The 15,523-nt window shown below is 69.7% G+C and carries 14 protein-coding genes and 1 pseudogene; 10 read left to right on the forward strand and 5 right to left on the reverse strand.

From position 1 onward, the window contains the following. The first annotated feature begins 121 nt into the window (after nucleotides 1-121). The 4 genes and pseudogenes from ACZ5Y9_RS01250 (at nucleotide 122) to ACZ5Y9_RS01265 (ending at nucleotide 3,894) form a co-directional block, all read left to right on the forward strand. Complete coding sequence (locus ACZ5Y9_RS01250; protein ID WP_464472038.1) at nucleotides 122-1,927, forward strand: glycoside hydrolase family 15 protein; 1,806 nt, start codon at nucleotides 122-124, stop codon at nucleotides 1,925-1,927. 33 nt (nucleotides 1,928-1,960) lie between these two features. Continuing rightward, nucleotides 1,961-2,856: pseudogene (locus ACZ5Y9_RS01255) on the forward strand (SDR family oxidoreductase). A 189-nt stretch (nucleotides 2,857-3,045) separates the two neighbouring features. Further along, nucleotides 3,046-3,375 (forward strand): sugar ABC transporter ATPase, encoded by a 330-nt coding sequence (locus ACZ5Y9_RS01260; RefSeq protein ID WP_247624101.1) that lies wholly within the window; start codon nucleotides 3,046-3,048, stop codon nucleotides 3,373-3,375. Nucleotides 3,376-3,381: 6 nt separating this feature from the next. Continuing rightward, complete coding sequence (locus tag ACZ5Y9_RS01265) at nucleotides 3,382-3,894, forward strand: metallophosphoesterase family protein (RefSeq protein ID WP_464472039.1); 513 nt, start codon at nucleotides 3,382-3,384, stop codon at nucleotides 3,892-3,894. Nucleotides 3,895-3,903: 9 nt separating this feature from the next. On the opposite strand, the gene ACZ5Y9_RS01270 is transcribed toward ACZ5Y9_RS01265, so the two are convergent. Next, the gene (locus tag ACZ5Y9_RS01270) at nucleotides 3,904-4,827 is read right to left on the reverse strand and encodes a DMT family transporter (RefSeq protein ID WP_464472040.1); all 924 of its coding nucleotides are present in this window, start codon (nucleotides 4,825-4,827) and stop codon (nucleotides 3,904-3,906) included. Between the two features lie 33 nt (nucleotides 4,828-4,860). Between ACZ5Y9_RS01270 and ACZ5Y9_RS01275 the strand changes: the two genes are divergently transcribed. After that, entirely contained in the window at nucleotides 4,861-5,451 is a 591-nt protein-coding gene (locus tag ACZ5Y9_RS01275) for a TetR/AcrR family transcriptional regulator (protein WP_464472041.1), read from the forward strand. Between the two features lie 21 nt (nucleotides 5,452-5,472). Here the strand turns inward: ACZ5Y9_RS01275 and ACZ5Y9_RS01280 are convergent, their stop codons facing one another. Beyond that, on the reverse strand, nucleotides 5,473-6,132 hold the full coding sequence (locus tag ACZ5Y9_RS01280) for a hypothetical protein (protein ID WP_464472042.1): 660 nt from the start codon (nucleotides 6,130-6,132) through the stop codon (nucleotides 5,473-5,475). A 245-nt stretch (nucleotides 6,133-6,377) separates the two neighbouring features. Here ACZ5Y9_RS01280 and ACZ5Y9_RS01285 point away from each other — a divergent pair, with 245 nt between their 5' ends. After that, a complete protein-coding gene (locus ACZ5Y9_RS01285) occupies nucleotides 6,378-6,791 on the forward strand; it encodes a DUF5684 domain-containing protein (protein WP_247624096.1) in 414 nt (137 codons plus the stop codon). Further along, nucleotides 6,788-7,381 (forward strand): DUF998 domain-containing protein, encoded by a 594-nt coding sequence (locus ACZ5Y9_RS01290; protein ID WP_464472043.1) that lies wholly within the window; start codon nucleotides 6,788-6,790, stop codon nucleotides 7,379-7,381. Before ACZ5Y9_RS01285 ends, ACZ5Y9_RS01290 begins: the two co-directional genes overlap by 4 nt. Before the next feature lie 2 nt (nucleotides 7,382-7,383). Here ACZ5Y9_RS01290 and ACZ5Y9_RS01295 read toward each other — a convergent pair whose 3' ends face one another. Together ACZ5Y9_RS01295 and ACZ5Y9_RS01300 are read right to left on the reverse strand one after the other, a co-directional pair. Next, nucleotides 7,384-8,766 carry a serine/threonine-protein kinase gene (locus ACZ5Y9_RS01295; RefSeq protein ID WP_464472044.1) on the reverse strand — a complete coding sequence of 461 codons (1,383 nt, stop codon included), beginning with the start codon at nucleotides 8,764-8,766 and terminating at the stop codon, nucleotides 7,384-7,386. 113 nt (nucleotides 8,767-8,879) lie between these two features. Next, the gene (locus ACZ5Y9_RS01300; protein ID WP_247634014.1) at nucleotides 8,880-10,304 is read right to left on the reverse strand and encodes a CitMHS family transporter; all 1,425 of its coding nucleotides are present in this window, start codon (nucleotides 10,302-10,304) and stop codon (nucleotides 8,880-8,882) included. Between the two features lie 265 nt (nucleotides 10,305-10,569). On the opposite strand from ACZ5Y9_RS01300, the gene ACZ5Y9_RS01305 reads away from it, so the two are divergent. From ACZ5Y9_RS01305 to ACZ5Y9_RS01315, 3 genes are read left to right on the forward strand one after another with little or no spacing between them, the layout of a single operon-like run. Continuing rightward, nucleotides 10,570-12,246 (forward strand): sensor histidine kinase, encoded by a 1,677-nt coding sequence (locus ACZ5Y9_RS01305; protein WP_464472045.1) that lies wholly within the window; start codon nucleotides 10,570-10,572, stop codon nucleotides 12,244-12,246. Next, entirely contained in the window at nucleotides 12,243-12,905 is a 663-nt protein-coding gene (locus ACZ5Y9_RS01310) for a response regulator (RefSeq protein ID WP_464472046.1), read from the forward strand. Before ACZ5Y9_RS01305 ends, ACZ5Y9_RS01310 begins: the two co-directional genes overlap by 4 nt. A gap of 52 nt (nucleotides 12,906-12,957) precedes the next feature. Beyond that, nucleotides 12,958-13,719 carry a hypothetical protein gene (locus ACZ5Y9_RS01315; RefSeq protein WP_464472047.1) on the forward strand — a complete coding sequence of 254 codons (762 nt, stop codon included), beginning with the start codon at nucleotides 12,958-12,960 and terminating at the stop codon, nucleotides 13,717-13,719. A gap of 54 nt (nucleotides 13,720-13,773) precedes the next feature. Here the strand turns inward: ACZ5Y9_RS01315 and dnaB are convergent, their stop codons facing one another. Beyond that, nucleotides 13,774-15,120 carry a replicative DNA helicase gene (gene dnaB / locus ACZ5Y9_RS01320; protein WP_247624751.1) on the reverse strand — a complete coding sequence of 449 codons (1,347 nt, stop codon included), beginning with the start codon at nucleotides 15,118-15,120 and terminating at the stop codon, nucleotides 13,774-13,776. Nucleotides 15,121-15,523: the final 403 nt, after the last annotated feature.

Below are 15,523 nucleotides of genomic sequence, written 5' to 3' on the forward strand. Positions count from 1 at the left end.
AATCGCCGTTTCATGACGCGGAACCCGTCGCGGCCTTCCTCTCCGCCCCCGCGCGATAGCGAGTGAGCGGCCGTCACGCAAGGCTTTTGCCCCATCCGCCCGACGCGCGCACGATGGCGATATGTCCACCCCCATCGGTCGCCCCCTGGAGACCTACGCTCCGATCGGCGACGGTCGCACGGTCGCCTTGATCGGCTCGGATGGCTGCATCGACTGGCTGCCCTTGCCCGATCTCACCGATCTTCCGGTGTTCGCGCGCCTCCTCGATGAGGAGACGGGGGGATGCTTCGAGCTGCGGCCCGTCGCCGAGTTCCGCACCGAGCGACGCTATGTTCCCGAGACGAACGTGCTCGAGACGACCTTCGTGACGGATGCCGGACGCGTCCGCGTCACGGACGCCCTGGTGTCGGGTGTCGCCGGACGACTGCCGTGGGCCGAGCTCGCCCGGCGGATCGACGGCATCGAGGGTTCCGTGGAGATGCGCTGGTGCGTGCGTCCCGGCACGTCGCTGCGCACGGCGGCACCCTGGATCGAGAACACCGACCACGGCCCGGTGGTGCGCAGCGGCGCCACGGCGTTCGCCGTCGTGGGCTTCGATCACGGGCCACTGCATCCCGATCCCGACGGAGCCGACGGGCCGCGTCTCGACGGTGCATTCTCGGCAACGGCGGGCTCACGCCACCTGATCGCCCTCGCGGCCACGCACGACGAACCCCTCCACATCCCCGATCCGCACAACGTCGACGACGGCATCGATCGCACGATCGAGAACTGGCGGCACTGGTCTCGCGTCTTCTCGAACGAGGGCCCCTGGAGCGAGCAGGTGCAGCGCAGCGCCCTCGCCTTGAAACTGCTCATCTACAGTCCGTCGGGCGCCATCGCCGCTGCCGCCACCACATCGCTGCCCGAGAACCCGGCCGGCGGCAAGAACTGGGACTACCGTCACGCCTGGGTGCGCGACCTCGCCTACACGGCGCACGCGCTGGTGCGCTTCGGCCTGCGGGAGGAGACCCAGGCCGCGCTGTCGTGGATGCTCCGCACGATCCGCGACCACGGCCCCGAGCTCCACGTCATGTACACGCTCGACGGCGGGCTCGTGCCCGAGCCCCACGAGTACGACGTCGAGGGCTGGCGCGGGATCGGGCCGGTCGTGACCGGAAACCCCGCGGGCGACCAGCTGCAGCTCGGCGTCTACGGCGACCTGCTCGCGATCTGCCGCACCTACGTCGATGCGGGCAACGTGCTCGACATCGGCACGGCACGGATGCTCGCGGGAATCGCCGACCGTACGTGCGATCTGTGGCGCAATCCGGACTCGGGCATGTGGGAACTCCCCGAGGAGCGGCACTACGTCTCGTCGAAGATGGGCTGCTGGAAGGCCCTCGATGACGCCGTCGCGCTGGCCGACGCCGGTGCGATCCCCGGGAGCGCCGATCGCTGGCGGGCCGAGCGCGAGCGCATCCGCGGGTGGATCGACGCGAACGGCTGGTCCGCCGAGCGCTCGGCGTACGTCTTCTACGCCGGCTCGGAGGAGCTCGACGCCTCGGTGCTGCTCCACGCGCCGTCGGGTTTCGACCGCGGAGAGCGCATGTCGACGACGATCGATGCCCTGGCCGACGAGCTCGGCGCGGGTCCGCTCCTCTACCGCTACAGCGGGGCGGATGCCGAGGAGAAGACGTTCGTGGCGTGCGCGTTCTGGCGCGCCGAGGCGCTCGCCTGCGTCGGCCGGCACGACGAGGCCCTCGCCCTCATGGACGAACTCATCGCCCAGGCCAACGACGTGGGCATCTACGCCGAGATGATCGACGCCGACGACGGCTCGGCCTGGGGCAACACCCCGCAGGCACTCAGTCACCTCGCGTTCCTCACGGCCGCCATGACCATCCGCGACGTCGTCCCCGACGAGCTGTTGCGCGACCGCACCTGAAAGACCGACACGAAAACAAGGAAGGGGAACACCATGTCCCGTGACCAGTACACCTTCACCAACCCCGCCGAGCTGTACGCCGACATCGAGCCGCAGAAGCAGCACATGCCCGAGCCGGGCCTCGACGCGGACCTCGCCCCGAAGGCTGACCTCGGCGAGGAGAGCTACCGCGGCTCCGGCCGCCTGACCGGCCGCAAGGCCCTCATCACCGGTGGCGACTCCGGCATCGGCGCCGCCACCGCGATCGCCTTCGCCCGCGAGGGCGCCGACGTCGCGCTCTCCTACCTCCCCGAGGAGCAGGAGGACGCGGACCGGATCGCCGGCATCGTGCGCGAAGCGGGCGTCAAGGTGGCGACCTTCCCCGGAGACCTGCGCGATCCCGAGTACTGCCGCACGCTCGTCGCCGAGACGGTCGGAGCCCTCGGCGGTCTCGACATCCTCGTGAACAACGGTGGCAAGCAGATCTACCAGGAGTCGCTGACCGACATCACCGACGAGCAGTTCGACGACACGTTCAAGACGAACGTGTACGCGATGTTCTGGATCACGAAGGCCGCGCTCCCCCACCTCCCGGCAGGCTCCGCGATCATCAACACCACATCGATCCAGGCGTACTCGCCGTCCGACATCTTGGTCGACTACGCGTCGACCAAGGCGACGATCAACGCCTTCACGAAGGGCCTCGCCCAGCAGCTCGCGCCGAAGGGCATCCGCGTGAACGCCGTCGCCCCGGGACCGATCTGGACCCCGCTGCAGCCGAGCGACGGACAGCCGCAGGAGAAGATCGACCAGTTCGGTGAAGACACCCCGCTGGCCGCATGGGCCAGCCGGCCGAGCTCGCCCCGGCCTACGTCTTCCTCGCATCGGCCGAATCGAGCTACGTCGCCGGTGAGACGCTCAATGTGAACGGCGGCATGCCGACTCCCTGATCGCCGCGGCCCTTCGTCTCGTCGCTGCGCTCCTCGCTCAGGAACCGCGCTCGAACACCGGTTCCTGAGCGAGCGCAGCGAGACGAAGGGCCGGTACCCCGCACGGCTCGCGCCCGTCAAGCCCGTCGCGCCTCGGCATCCGCCCCGGCACGCTGGAAGCACCCAGACCACCGCCCCCAGGAGGACTCCATGAACACCGACTCCAGCGACAGCCGTATCGACGAGACACCCGAGAACGTCCAGCCGCTGCGCGACGACGAGGCGACCTCGTTCGCCGACCCGTCCGACGACCCGGCCCAGGCCGAGTGGGAGCGCACGGATGCTCTCGACGCCGGTGCCGACATCGATGAGGTTGTGGCCACCGGAGCCGACCCCGACGAGCTGCCGTCGGACGACGACGAGATCCCCGCGACGGACCTGCCGTCGAGCGGCCTTCAGCCCGAGACGCAGGAGGGCGACCCGGTGATCGCCGAGATCGGCGAGGACGGCGAGGGCGACCTCTCGCCCAACGACCTCTGACCGCCGGTGGCCACGCGACTGCTGCTGCTCGCCGACACGCACGTGCCCGCGCGGGCGAAGCGCCTGCCCGACGCCGTGTGGCGCGAGGTCGACCGCGCCGATGTCGTCATCCACGCCGGCGACTGGATCGACCTCGCGACGTTCGAGACGCTCGACGCCCGCGCCGCCCGATTGATCGGGGTGTGGGGCAACAACGACGGTGCCGACCTGCGAGAGCGGATGCCGGAGTTCGCCGTCGAGGCGATCGAAGGTCTCACCGTGGGCGTGGTGCACGAGACCGGTGCGGCCACGGGCCGTGAGCGGCGCATGGACCTCGCATACCCGGACGCCGCACTCGACGTTCTGGTGTTCGGGCACAGCCACATCCCGTGGGACTCGCGCACGCCCCGCGGCATCCGCCTGCTCAATCCCGGGTCGCCGACCGACCGACGGCGCCAGCCCGTCTGCACGCTCATGACCGCGGTCGTCGACGGGGACGAGTTGCGCGACGTCGAGCTGGTGCCGGTCGAGCGGGCATGACCCCGCTCCTCAGGCGGCGAGCGCCGACTGCTCGCGCCGCGTCTTCGCCTCGCCCCGGAGCACGGCCGCGACACCGAGACCGCAGAGCGCGAAGCCGACGAACGTCACGATCGTGAGGGGTTCGCCGAGCAGGATGCCGCCGGCGATCGCCGTCGCCGGCGCGATGAGGAACAGCAGCGCCTGCAGGGCGGTTATCCCCACCCGTCGCAGCAGCCACCAGTAGAGGCCGTAGGCGGCGAGCGTCGGGAACAGGGCGGTGAGCACGACGGCGAGCCAGAACGATGCGGATGCCGGGGGCACCAGCGACCCGGTGGCCACCGACACCGCGAGCAGCAGGACGGCGGTCACGGTGACGTGGATGGCGAGCGTCACGAGCACCCCCGTCTGCACCGCGGATCGCCGCTGCAGGAACGTGCCGACGATGAGGCACACCATCGCGGTGGCCGGCAGGAGGTAGGCGATCGGGGGTGCGGCCGACGATCCGAACTGCGAGCGCACGACGAGCAGCACACCGACGGCGCCGAGGGCGAGGCCCGCCCACTGCGATCCCCGCACGCGCAGTCCGAGGATCGGTCCGACGAGCACGGCGACGATGAGGGGCTGCACCGCATCGATGAGCGCGACCGTGCCCGTGGCGATGCCTGTCGCGACGGCTCCGTAGACGGCGGCGCAGTATCCGAACTGCGCGAAGAGCCCGATCAGCGCCTGCGTGCGCACGTCGCGACCGGTGACGCCCTTCGCGGCCCCCGAGACGCGGACGATGAGCAGCAGCACGATCGCCAGGGGGACGAACCGCCAGACGAGCAACGTGAGCGGTGCGACGTCGACCGTGGCGAAGGCCGGGATGATGAAGCCCGAACTCCACGTGACGATGAAAGCGGCTGCCGCTGCGGCCGTGAGCAGCCCGCGAAGTACACCGATCTGTTTACTCATGCGTCCGACTATACAGGTTGGTATAGTTTTTGCATGACCTCGTCCGTTCCCGAGCTCGCGCCTCTCACCCCCGGAGCACGCCGTGTGCTCGACGCCGCCTCGCAGCTCTTCTACGAGCGCGGCATCCATGCGGTCGGGGTCGACACGATCGCCGAGGTCGCCGGTGTCACCAAGAAGACCCTCTACGACCGGTTCGGCTCGAAGGAGGCGCTCGTCGTCGCCTACCTGCAGCACCGCGACGCGCGCTGGCGCGAGCACGTGGCCGCGCACCTCTCCCGGGTTCCCGAGCCGGGCATCGACCGCGTGCTCGCGATCTTCGACGCGGCGATCACCTGGTCCGACGACAACAGCCCCAAGGGCTGCAGCGCCATCAACGCCCGCGCCGAGATCGGCGAGGGCAACGACGACCACCCCGTCTTCCCCGAGGTCTCCCGCCAGAAGGTGTGGCTGTTCGACCTGTTCGACGAGCTCTGCGCCGAAGCCGGCATCCGCGATCACCGCGCCGTGGCGCAGGCGATGATGCTCCTCTACGAAGGGGCGATCGTCACGGTCGGCATGGCGACGTTCACCGACCCCTTCGTCGTCGCGCGCGGCTGGGCGCGCACGCTGCTCACGCGGAGCTGATCGCGCGGCGGCGGTCGCCGGTCACCCCCGAACGGGCTCCAGTCCGGGCTCGCGGTGGATCGCGACGGTGTATCGCTCGATCTCGGCCTCGAGCCGCGCGACCGGCCAGAGCTCCGACCCGCCGTAGCTCCAGAGGCGGATGAACTCGCGGATCGAGTCGAGATAGTTCGCGGCCTGATGCCATGCCGGGTAGGCGTCGCGGTGTTCGCCGTACGGGAAGGGCTCGTCGAGATACGGGCGCAGCAGCCGACCGTTGAACACGTTGTCGTGCGGGCGGACGGCGACGGAACGGGCGACGTCGGCCTCGAGCAGAGAAGCCGAGGGCGACCCGTCGCGCACCGCGAAGTAGAAGGCGGAGCGCACGATGCTCACGAGGTGGATCTCCTCGGGCACCCGGTGCGTCGCGAACGGCAAGCGGGTGATGACCTCGGCTGCCCGCACCGCGCGCGTGGTCTGCCCGTAGACCCCGAGGCCGAGCACGGCCCCCGTCGCCATCGCGATCGATCGCTCCGACGAGAGCGAGAACGCCTTGCTGCGGAGTCCCGTCATCACGAACTTCGCCTTCTTCGGCATCCCGGTCAGGTCTTCGGGGGCGAGGGCCTCGACGAACAGCGGCGTCAGCCGCGCCTTGAGCGCACGGTGCTCGGCCGGGTCGAGCTCGGGAAGCGACGGACGATCCATGGCGATGATTCTCCCGGACGGGTGAGGGCGGAGGGAAGCCGCCCTCACCCGGCCCTGCCGGACGACAGGGTCGGCTCCGGGACGAGCCGAGCGAGGCGATGGGGTTCCTCACCGGGGAAGACGAGGTGGGCGAGAGAATCTCACGGGGTTTCCGGAAAAGGGCTGACCCGCGGGCGGTTCTGCGCCATACTGTTGCTCGATACAGGCGATATATCGGTAACCGGGGGGTAATGATGGATGCTGCAATGGCCGTCGATCTGACGGTGGCATACGTGTGGTCGCTCGTGAGCGGGTTGGCCGTGTACGTCTTCTACGGATTCGCACTCATGGGGATCTTCCGCAAGGCCGGGCTGAAGGCCTGGCCCGCATGGGTGCCGCTCTTCAACACCTGGCGCGTGCTGCAACTCGGCGGGCAGAAGGGTTGGTGGGTGCTGATCGGGCTGATCCCGGTCGTGGGCACGCTGCTCTACCTGGTGTTCCTGATCATGGCGGGCCTCAAGATCCAGGAGGCGTTCGGCAAGCCCGGCGTGTTCTTCGTCCTCGCGATCCTGCTCACGCCGGTCTGGTACGGCATCCTCGCCTGGGACTCGTCGGTGTGGCGGCCGAAGCACACGCCGATCGTTCCGGCATCCGGCTACGAGGCGGCCACGCCCGCATGACCACCGCACTCGCGGTGCTCGCCCTGCTCGGGGTCGCCGTCGCGGTCATCGCGCTGGTCGCCCTGCACGTCGTGCCGAGCGGACTGTCTCCCCTGCGCGACCCCGTCAGCGCCTACGGCATCTCGCGCTGGCGCGCCCTGTATCGCACGCAGACCGTCGCGACCGCGGTGGCCGCCGTCTCCCTCGCGGGAGCGCTCCTCACCGCCGGCATCCCGTCGACCCTCCCTGGCCTGATCGCGCTGGCGGCGCTCGCGCTCACCCGCGCCCCGATCAGCTGGGTGCCGATGGATGCCGCGGACGCACCCCGCACCGCCACGGGGAGCCGACACAACCTGCTCGCCTTCGGTGCGTTCGCCGCGGCATCCGTCGGTGGATTCATGACCGGCATCGCGTTCTCGGCCGCCGGGTTCGACGGCGCTGCGAACGCCTCGACCGTTCTCGGCTGGGTGATGACCGTGGCGAGCGCCGTGACGATCCTCGCCTCGGTCGTACGGCCGCTCAAGCCGATCTTCGGCCTCGCCGAGCGTGTCATCTACCTCGGGATGTTCGCCTGGCTGGTGCTGAGCTCCGTGGCGCTGCTCGCACGCTGAGGTCAGTCTCCCGAACCCTTGCCCGGCTTTCCCGCGTGGTCGGGCTTGTTGCCGTTCTGATCCGACGGGTTGTCCTTGGCCCCGTTACCGGGGGTGCCCTTCTCGCCCTGACCGGAGTTGCCGTTCTCCCCGTCGTCGACGGTTTCGACGACCGACTCTGCCGGTGAGACGGGCTCGCTGACGACCTCGTCGCTCACCGGCGCCTCGGTCACGACCTCCTCGGGCGCGACCTCCGCGGGTGCGACCTCGATAGAAGCAACCGCACGGGCCACGGCCTCCGAGAGCGCACTTCCCGAGGCGCCCGAGTCCGGGACAAGGGCCATCGCGCCGGCGACGGAGACTCCGGCGACCACGAGCGCGGCTGCCCCGGCGATCACGCGCGTGCGGGCGCGGCCGACGCGTGCGGGGCGCTCGGCGGGGAGAACGGCCGTGCGGCCCGTCTCGGCATCCGCAGCTCCGCGGTCGTCCTCGACGGTCGCCGCTTCGGCCACTGCGGGCGGAGCAATCCGGTCGGCGGCCGCGCGACTCGTCGCCGGCTCGTCCCCGCTCAGGAGCGCGCCCGCCGCCCTGGCCACCTCCGCGGCGGTCGGTCGCCGATCCGGCTCCATCGCGGTCATCCGCTCGAGCAGATCGCGCCAGGCCGGGTCGACATCGCCGGGAACCGGGGGCGATCCGGCCAGCCGTGCGATCGCGGCGGCGCGACCCGAGCCGATCGGCGTGTATCCGGGCTCGCCGGTCAGCGCTTCGAGCACGACGAGGCCCAGAGCGAAGATATCGGCGGGTGTGCCCGGGTCGTGGTCGCGCAACTGCTCGGGAGCCATATAGGTGAGAGTGCCGAGCACGATGCCGGGCGTGGTGAGGCGCGATCCGTCGACGAGGCAGGCGATCCCGAAGTCGGCGAGCTTGGCCGTCCATGCTCCCCCGCTGCGCGTCCCACGCCTCTGCAGCAGAACGTTCGACGGTTTGACGTCGCGATGCACGATGCCTGCCGCGTGCGCGGCGGCGAGGCCCTGCGCCAGATCACGGGTGAGCGCGGCGAGTTCGCGCGAGGGGATCGGTCCCTGCGCCATGCGCTGGGCGAGCGTCGGCCCGTCGATGAACTCCATCACCAGGTACTGCGGCCGCCCCGGATCGAGCTGGGCGTCGAAGAGCGTCACGAGCGCCGGATGGTTGAGCGAGGCGAGCAGGGCCTTCTCGGTGTGCGCGCGTTCGACCGAGACCTTCGCCTCGTCTCCCGGATGGATCATCTTGATCGCGACCGTCCGCCCGAGATGCGTGTCCTCGGCGCGGTAGACCGTCGCCATGCCGCCCTGTCCGACGCGGTCCTCGAGCAGGTACCGGCCGTCGAGCAGAGCCTCTGTCGGCGAGACGACTTCCAGCGTCATCGGGTACTCCTCATCGCGAAACGTCGATCGATCCTCCGACACTATGCCTCTCGAACGGCCGGAGTCAGTGGGCTTGACTCCGGCCGATCGAGTGGTTCGCTGCCTGCGAGACGTCACGCCGCGAGCGGCACCGCCCCCACCAGCACGCCGACCGCGAGCATCACCAGCGACACCGCGCACGCCCGCCACAGCACCTTCTTGTGGTGGTCGCCGAGGTTGACGCTCGCGAGCGAGACGAGCAGCAGAATTGCCGGCACCAGCGGGCTCTGCAGGTGCACGGGCTGGCCGGTGATCGATGCCCGAGCCATCTCGACGGGTTCGATCCCGAAGTGCTCGGCACTCTGGGCCAGCACCGGCAGGATGCCGTAGTAGAAGGCGTCGTTCGACATGAAGAACGTCAGCGGGATCGACAGGATGCCGGTGATCACCGCGAGGAACGGCCCGAGCGCGGTGGGGATGGCGGTCGTGATCCAGCCGGCCATCGCGTCGACCATGCCCGTGCCGTTCAGCACGCCGACGAGCACGCCGGCGGCGAGCACCATCGAGACGACGCCCACGATGCTCGGGGCGTGGGCGACGATCTCGTCGGCCTGGCTCTTGAGCTTCGGGAAGTTGATCACCAGCGCGACCGCCGCCCCGACCATGAAGACGTAGGCGAGCGGGAAGATGTCGGCGACGAGCAGCACCATGACCGCTGCGGTGAGGGCGAGGTTGACCCAGATGAGCTTCGGGCGCAGCGTGGCGCGGTTCGGGTCGAGCATCGTGTCGGCCATCGCCGTGTCCTCGCGGTCGAGCAGCGCGGTCGCCGCCGGCAGGCCTCCGCGGCCACCGGCGAGGGTGACGATGTTGCCGGTGCGCAGCGTGGCCCGGGCGCCGGGGGTGGCGTTGCCGCCGCGGAACACCTTCGAGCCGGTACCCGCCGAGCCGCCGATGCGATCGGGGTCGATGCTGCCGAGGCGCTTGCGCTCTCCCAGCCCGAGGAACCAGGCGAAGAGCAGGGCGACGATGAGACCGGCCGCCAGCGAGGGCAGCATCGGCACGAAGACGTCGGTGGGCTGCAGGCCGAGTGCGGTCGCGGCGCGCACGGTCGGGCCACCCCAGGGGACGATGTTCATGGTGCCGTTCATGAGACCGGCGACGCAGGTCAGCACGACCGGGTTCATGCCCAGCTTCAGGTAGATGGGCAGCATCGCCGAGGTGGTGATGATGAAGGTCGTCGAGCCGTCGCCGTCGAGCGAGACCGCGCCGGCCAGGATGGCCGTGCCGAGCACGATCTTGGCCGGGTCGTCGCCGAGCAGCCGGGTGATGAAGCGGATGAGCGGGTCGAAGAGTCCGACGTCGATCATGATGCCGAAGTACATGATGGCGAACATCAGCAGCGCGGCGGTCGGTGCCATGTCGGAGATCGCGTCGATGATCATCTCACCGAGGCCGAGACCGGCGCCGGCGAAGAGTCCGAACACCGTCGGCACCAGGATGAGGGCGACCATCGGGGTGAGGCGGCGGGTCATGATGAGCGCCATGAAGACGAGCACCATCGTGAACCCGAGGGCCACGAGCACGCCCTCGGGCGGCAGGAACGCCGTCGCGTAGCCCTCCTCGGCGGAGAGCAGGATCCCAGGTTCCACGTTCACATCGACTCCTTCGTCGTGTCGTGCATCAGAGCGGAGCACCGCGTGCGGCGCATCCCGAGAGACTAGGTCGATCGCAGACGCCGCGCGCGCTATGTCGCATTGCTGCACGTTGTGCGCGTAGCGTGTGTTCTGCGCATTGTGCTCACGACGCGACGAGGAGGTTGCCCCGGTGCGTTTCGCCACCCGACTGCTGCTCGTGCAGCTCGCGACCGTCGCCGCGGTCGTCACCGTCTGCACCCTCGTCTTCGGATGGCTCGGCGTGCAGCAGCTGCGCGCCGAGTCCGAGGCGACCGCGCTCAATATCGCCCGCACCCTCGCCGAGGACCCCGATGTCCGTCAGCTCGTCGCCGAGTTCTCGGCCGATCCCGGCACGCCCGAGGCCGCGGCGCTGCGCGGCGGACCCCTGCAGCAGATCTCGGTCGACGTCGCCGATCGCACCGATGCCCTGTTCGTCGTGATCACCGACGATCACGGCATCCGCCTCGCCCACCCCAACCAGAATCTACTCGGCCAGGTCGTCTCGACCCCGTTCGAAGAGGTGCTGCGCGGAACCGAGGTCGTCGACTGGGAGGTCGGTACGCTCGGCGAATCGGCGCGCGCCAAGGTGCCGATCTACGCGACGGCCGGCGAGCCGCCGGTCGGCGAGGTGAGCGTCGGGTTCGAGCGCGCGAGCGTGTTCGACGAACTGCCCGCCCTGATCGCGACCATCGCGGTCGCCGGGGTCGCGGCCCTGGGCCTGGCCGCCCTGGCCACGCTTCTGCTGCGGCGCCGTTTCGAGCGGCTGACGCTGGGCCTGCAGCCCGAAGACCTCGTCGCGCTCGTGCAGAATCAGGCCGCCGTGCTCGAGGGGGTCGGCGACGGCGTCTTCGCGGTCGACCCGGAGGGCGTCGTGCGCGTCTGCAACAGCGCGGCGGAGCGGATGCTGCAGCTCGACTCCCCCGTCGGTCGCCGCGTCTCTGTTCTCGGGTTGGACGACACCGTGAGACGGCTGCTCGACGGTCGCGGTGCGATCGCCGAGACGGTGGTCGGCGATCGGGTGCTGTATCTCGACGCTCGTCCGGTCGTGCGGGAGGCCCGGCCGCTCGGGGTGGTCGTGGTCGTGCGGGATCGCACCGACATCGAGGCCCTGGCCGGTCGCCTCGAGACCGTGCGCGCGACGACCGAGGCACTGCGGGTGCAGCGTCACGAGTTCGCCAATCGTCTGCACGTGGTCTCCGGCCTGCTCGACGCCGACCGCGGACGTGAGGCACGCGCCTTCCTCGACGAGCTCACGCACCGCGGGTCGGTGGGCGGCGATGTCGAGGGGATCGAGCGGGTGCCCGATCCGTTCCTGCAGTCGTTCCTCGGAGCGACCGCGGTCACGGCCCGCGAGCGCGGTGTCGCGCTGGTCATCACCGACGACACGCTCCTGCTCGGAGAGGTGACTGCCGCCGAAGACGTCGCTGCCGTGATGGGCAACCTGGTCGACAACGCGATCCGTGCCGCCGTCGCAGGCACCGAGCCGCGACGGGTCGAAGTCACCCTCCTCACCGACGGCAGCGAGTTGGTGCTGACGGTCGCCGACTCCGGCGCGGGCATCACCCCGCCCGACCGCGACCCCTTCGCCCCGACCACCGAGACGATCGCCGTGCGCTCCGGTTCCGACGCATCGGATGCCGGACCCGTGCACGGCCACGGCTACGGGCTGCCACTCTCCCGCGACCTCGCCCGCCGGCGCGGTGGGGACGTGTGGCTGATCTCGTCGGGTGGCGGTGGCGGCGGTGTCGGCGTCGGTGCCGTCTTCGGCGCCCGCATCCCTTCGGCGGTCCGACCGCCCGACGACGACCGGCATCTGGAGGAACAGTGACCGACGACATCCGCGTGCTCGTGATCGACGACGACTTCCGCGTGGCGGGGCTGCACCGCGACGCGGTGGCGAGCGTGCCCGGCTTCACCCCGCTCGAGGCAGTGCACACGCTCGACGCCGCGCGCCAGGCGCTGCGCGCGCATCAGCCGGACCTGCTGCTGGTCGATGCGTACCTGCCGGACGGCGACGGCATCCGCTTCGTCGCCGACACCGAGCGCGACGCCTTCGTGCTGTCGGCGGCGACCGATGCCGTGACCGTGCGGCGCGCGATCAACGCCGGCGCCCTCGCCTACCTCGCCAAGCCCTTCGACGCCACGGCGCTGGTCGACCGACTGCGCCGCTACGCCCGCATGCGCAATCTGCTCGGCGGCGACGCGGCGCTCACCCAGGAGCGCATCGACCGTGCGATGTCGATCATGGCCGGCGGCGCCGAACCCGCGACCGTCTCGCGCTCGGCGACCGAACAGCTCATCCTCGACGGACTCGGCGACGACGACGAGGCATCCGCCGCCGAAGTCGCCGAGCGCGTGGGCATCTCCCGCGCGACGGCCCAGCGTCATCTCGCCGCCCTCGCGACGCGAGGCCAGGTCGAGGTGCGCCTGCGCTACGGCACCACCGGGCGGCCCGAGCATCGGTACGTGCGGGTGGGGAGTCGGTAGTTCGGATGCGGATGCTGGCTCCGGCGATGCCGCCGATGGGATGCTGAGCACGATGAAGCGTTCGACGAAGATCACGATGATGGTGTCTGCAGCCGTCGTTACGGGGCTGCTCGTTCTCGCGCTGCCGGCGGTGCTCGGGGCGACGACCTGGGTCACCGGAGTGTTCGGTGCGGGGTCGGGTTCTCCCGTTGCGACCGCGTCTCCGAATCCGACCGATGCCCCGGCATCCGACGATGGTCTGGTCGACCTCGGCGACGGCATCTCGGTGCCCGCCGGCGGGCCGGGCGAGTGCACGAGCACCGCCCACATCAGCACGATGTCGACGCGGACCGACGACTCCGGCCCGTACTACTCGAAGCTCATCGGTGACCTTGTCGACAGGGGCCCGTCGGAGCTGGCCAGTGGCCAGGCACTCACTGACGAGGCTGGCGACGTCTACGCATACGAGGTCGCTGCGGGCGACAGCGCGATCGCGATCGGCGAGCGATTTTGCATCGACTACATCACGGTCCAGTCGCACAACCATGTGCGCGCCGGCATGATCCACACAGGCAACATCCTCTACCTGCGCCCCGACCCGACGCTTCCGTGGGTCAGTCCCTATGAGCCGTTCGACGTTCAGCCCGGCGAGCAGACCGGCCCGTACTACGACGCGATCGACTTCATGCGCAATGCGGTCGTCGCGCGAGACCTCGCGGAGGCGCAGCGGGTGTGGGCCGGACTCGGCCCGCGCATCCATCCGGACGCCCGGACGATCGCGACGCGGGCGCTCGAGGCGGGCGATTGGGAGCTGCTACGGCAGATGTTCCCGTGAGGGGTGAGAGGGGCGTTGATGAATTTATCAACGCCCCTCTCACGCCCGGCCCGATCAGTTGAAGTCGCCACCCGGGGCCATGTCCATGAACCGTGAGTAGTGGCCCTGGAACGCGACCGTGATCGTCGCGGTCGGACCGTTACGGTGCTTGGCGACGATGAGGTCGGCCTCGCCCGGACGCACGTCCTTGTCGTAGACGGAGTCGCGGTGCAGCAGGATCACCATGTCGGCATCCTGCTCGATCGAGCCCGACTCACGCAGGTCGCTGATCGCGGGCTTCTTGTCCTGACGCTGCTCCGGACCACGGTTCAGTTGCGACAGGGCGATGACGGGAACCTGCAGCTCCTTGGCGATGAGCTTGAGGCTTCGCGAGAACTCCGAGACCTCCTGCTGGCGCGACTCGACGCGCTTGCCCGAGGTCATGAGCTGCAGGTAGTCGATGATGACCATGCGCAGTCCGGCGCGCTGCTTGAGACGGCGGCACTTGGCGCGGATCTCGACGAGCGTCATGTTGGGGCTGTCGTCGATGTAGAGCGGGGCGTCGTTGATGCGGCCACGGGTCGCCGCGACGGTGGTCCAGTCGCGGGGGTCGAGGGTTCCCTTGCGCATGTTCTGCAGCGGGATCGCGCCCTCGGCGCTGAGCAGACGCATCGCGATCTCGCTCTTACCCATCTCGAGCGAGAAGAAGATCGACGGGAAGTCGTGACCGATCGATGCCGCGCGCGCGAAGTCGAGCGCGAGCGTCGACTTACCCATGGCGGGTCGGGCGGCGACGACGATCATCTGCCCACCGTGCAGGCCGTTGGTGAGTTCATCGAGCTCGCGGAATCCGGTCGGGATGCCGGTCATCGAACCGTCGCGGCCGTTCGCGGCCTCGATCTCCTCGATCGCGGCGTCGACGGCGTTCGTGAGGGGAACGTAGTCCTCGGCGGTCTCGGTTCCGGTGACGGAGTAGATCTCGGCCTGCGCGTTGTTGACGATGTCGGTCGCATCGCCCTCACCCGCGTAGCCGAGCTGCACGATGCGGGTTCCGGCGTCGACCAGGCGGCGCAGGATTGCGCGCTCCGAGACGATGCCGGCGTAGTAGCCGGCGTTGGCCGCGGTGGGGACGATCGAGGTGAGCGAGTGGAGGTAGTCGGCACCGCCGGCCCGGCCCAGCTCGCCCGTCTTGATGAGCTCATCGGTGACGGCGACGACGTCGGTCGGCTCGCCGTGCGAGTAGAGCGAGAGGATCGCCTCGAAGATGAGCTCGTGCTTCGGCACGTAGAAGTCGGCGCCCTTGAGCGTCTCGATCACGTCGGCGACGGCATCCTTCGACAGGAGCATGCCGCCCAGCGCGCTCTGCTCGGCGAGCAGGTCGTGGGGCGGGGTGCGCTCCGGCCCGCGCGGGCTTCCGCCCATGCGCTCTTCTGAGATGTCGGCGATCGACACGCTGCTCCCTTCGCTGCGACGTTCTGCGGTACCGCGACACCCGGGACCTGGGGCGTCGTGCTGTCGTCCGGGCCGAGAACGGCCATCTGCGCAGCACATCACGGACTTCCGACATTGGGTCGCTCGCCCACGCTACGAGCGGCGTTATCCACACGCAACACGGCCTGTGGATAACTCTGTGGAGAGCGTGCGAACAAGTCCGGAGAGTCTGTGCACAACGCATGTGGATAACCCGGTGGAGTACCCCGAGTTCAAACTTTCTTTTTCGCCTGGACCGGGGGTTTCCTGTTTCCCCACCCTGTGGATGAGAACGGGCTTCAACTGCACATTTAAGGTTTGTTCATCTCGAAGACACATGTGAAGAACTTGGGGA

It is taken from the genome of Microbacterium sp. T3-8 (assembly GCF_055398145.1).

Excerpts from the sequence above, each read along its gene's own strand:
- ACZ5Y9_RS01250 (WP_464472038.1), top strand. The coding sequence starts at position 122 with ATGTCCACCCCCATCGGTCGCCCCCTGGAGACCTACGCTCCGATCGGC.
- ACZ5Y9_RS01260 (WP_247624101.1), top strand. The coding sequence starts at position 3,046 with ATGAACACCGACTCCAGCGACAGCCGTATCGACGAGACACCCGAGAAC.
- ACZ5Y9_RS01270 (WP_464472040.1), bottom strand. The coding sequence starts at position 4,827 with ATGAGTAAACAGATCGGTGTACTTCGCGGGCTGCTCACGGCCGCAGCG.
- ACZ5Y9_RS01275 (WP_464472041.1), top strand. The coding sequence starts at position 4,861 with ATGACCTCGTCCGTTCCCGAGCTCGCGCCTCTCACCCCCGGAGCACGC.
- ACZ5Y9_RS01280 (WP_464472042.1), bottom strand. The coding sequence starts at position 6,132 with ATGGATCGTCCGTCGCTTCCCGAGCTCGACCCGGCCGAGCACCGTGCG.
- ACZ5Y9_RS01285 (WP_247624096.1), top strand. The coding sequence starts at position 6,378 with ATGGCCGTCGATCTGACGGTGGCATACGTGTGGTCGCTCGTGAGCGGG.
- ACZ5Y9_RS01290 (WP_464472043.1), top strand. The coding sequence starts at position 6,788 with ATGACCACCGCACTCGCGGTGCTCGCCCTGCTCGGGGTCGCCGTCGCG.
- ACZ5Y9_RS01295 (WP_464472044.1), bottom strand. The coding sequence starts at position 8,766 with ATGACGCTGGAAGTCGTCTCGCCGACAGAGGCTCTGCTCGACGGCCGG.
- ACZ5Y9_RS01300 (WP_247634014.1), bottom strand. The coding sequence starts at position 10,304 with ATGGTGCTCGTCTTCATGGCGCTCATCATGACCCGCCGCCTCACCCCG.
- ACZ5Y9_RS01315 (WP_464472047.1), top strand. The coding sequence starts at position 12,958 with ATGAAGCGTTCGACGAAGATCACGATGATGGTGTCTGCAGCCGTCGTT.
- dnaB (WP_247624751.1), bottom strand. The coding sequence starts at position 15,120 with ATGGGCGGAAGCCCGCGCGGGCCGGAGCGCACCCCGCCCCACGACCTG.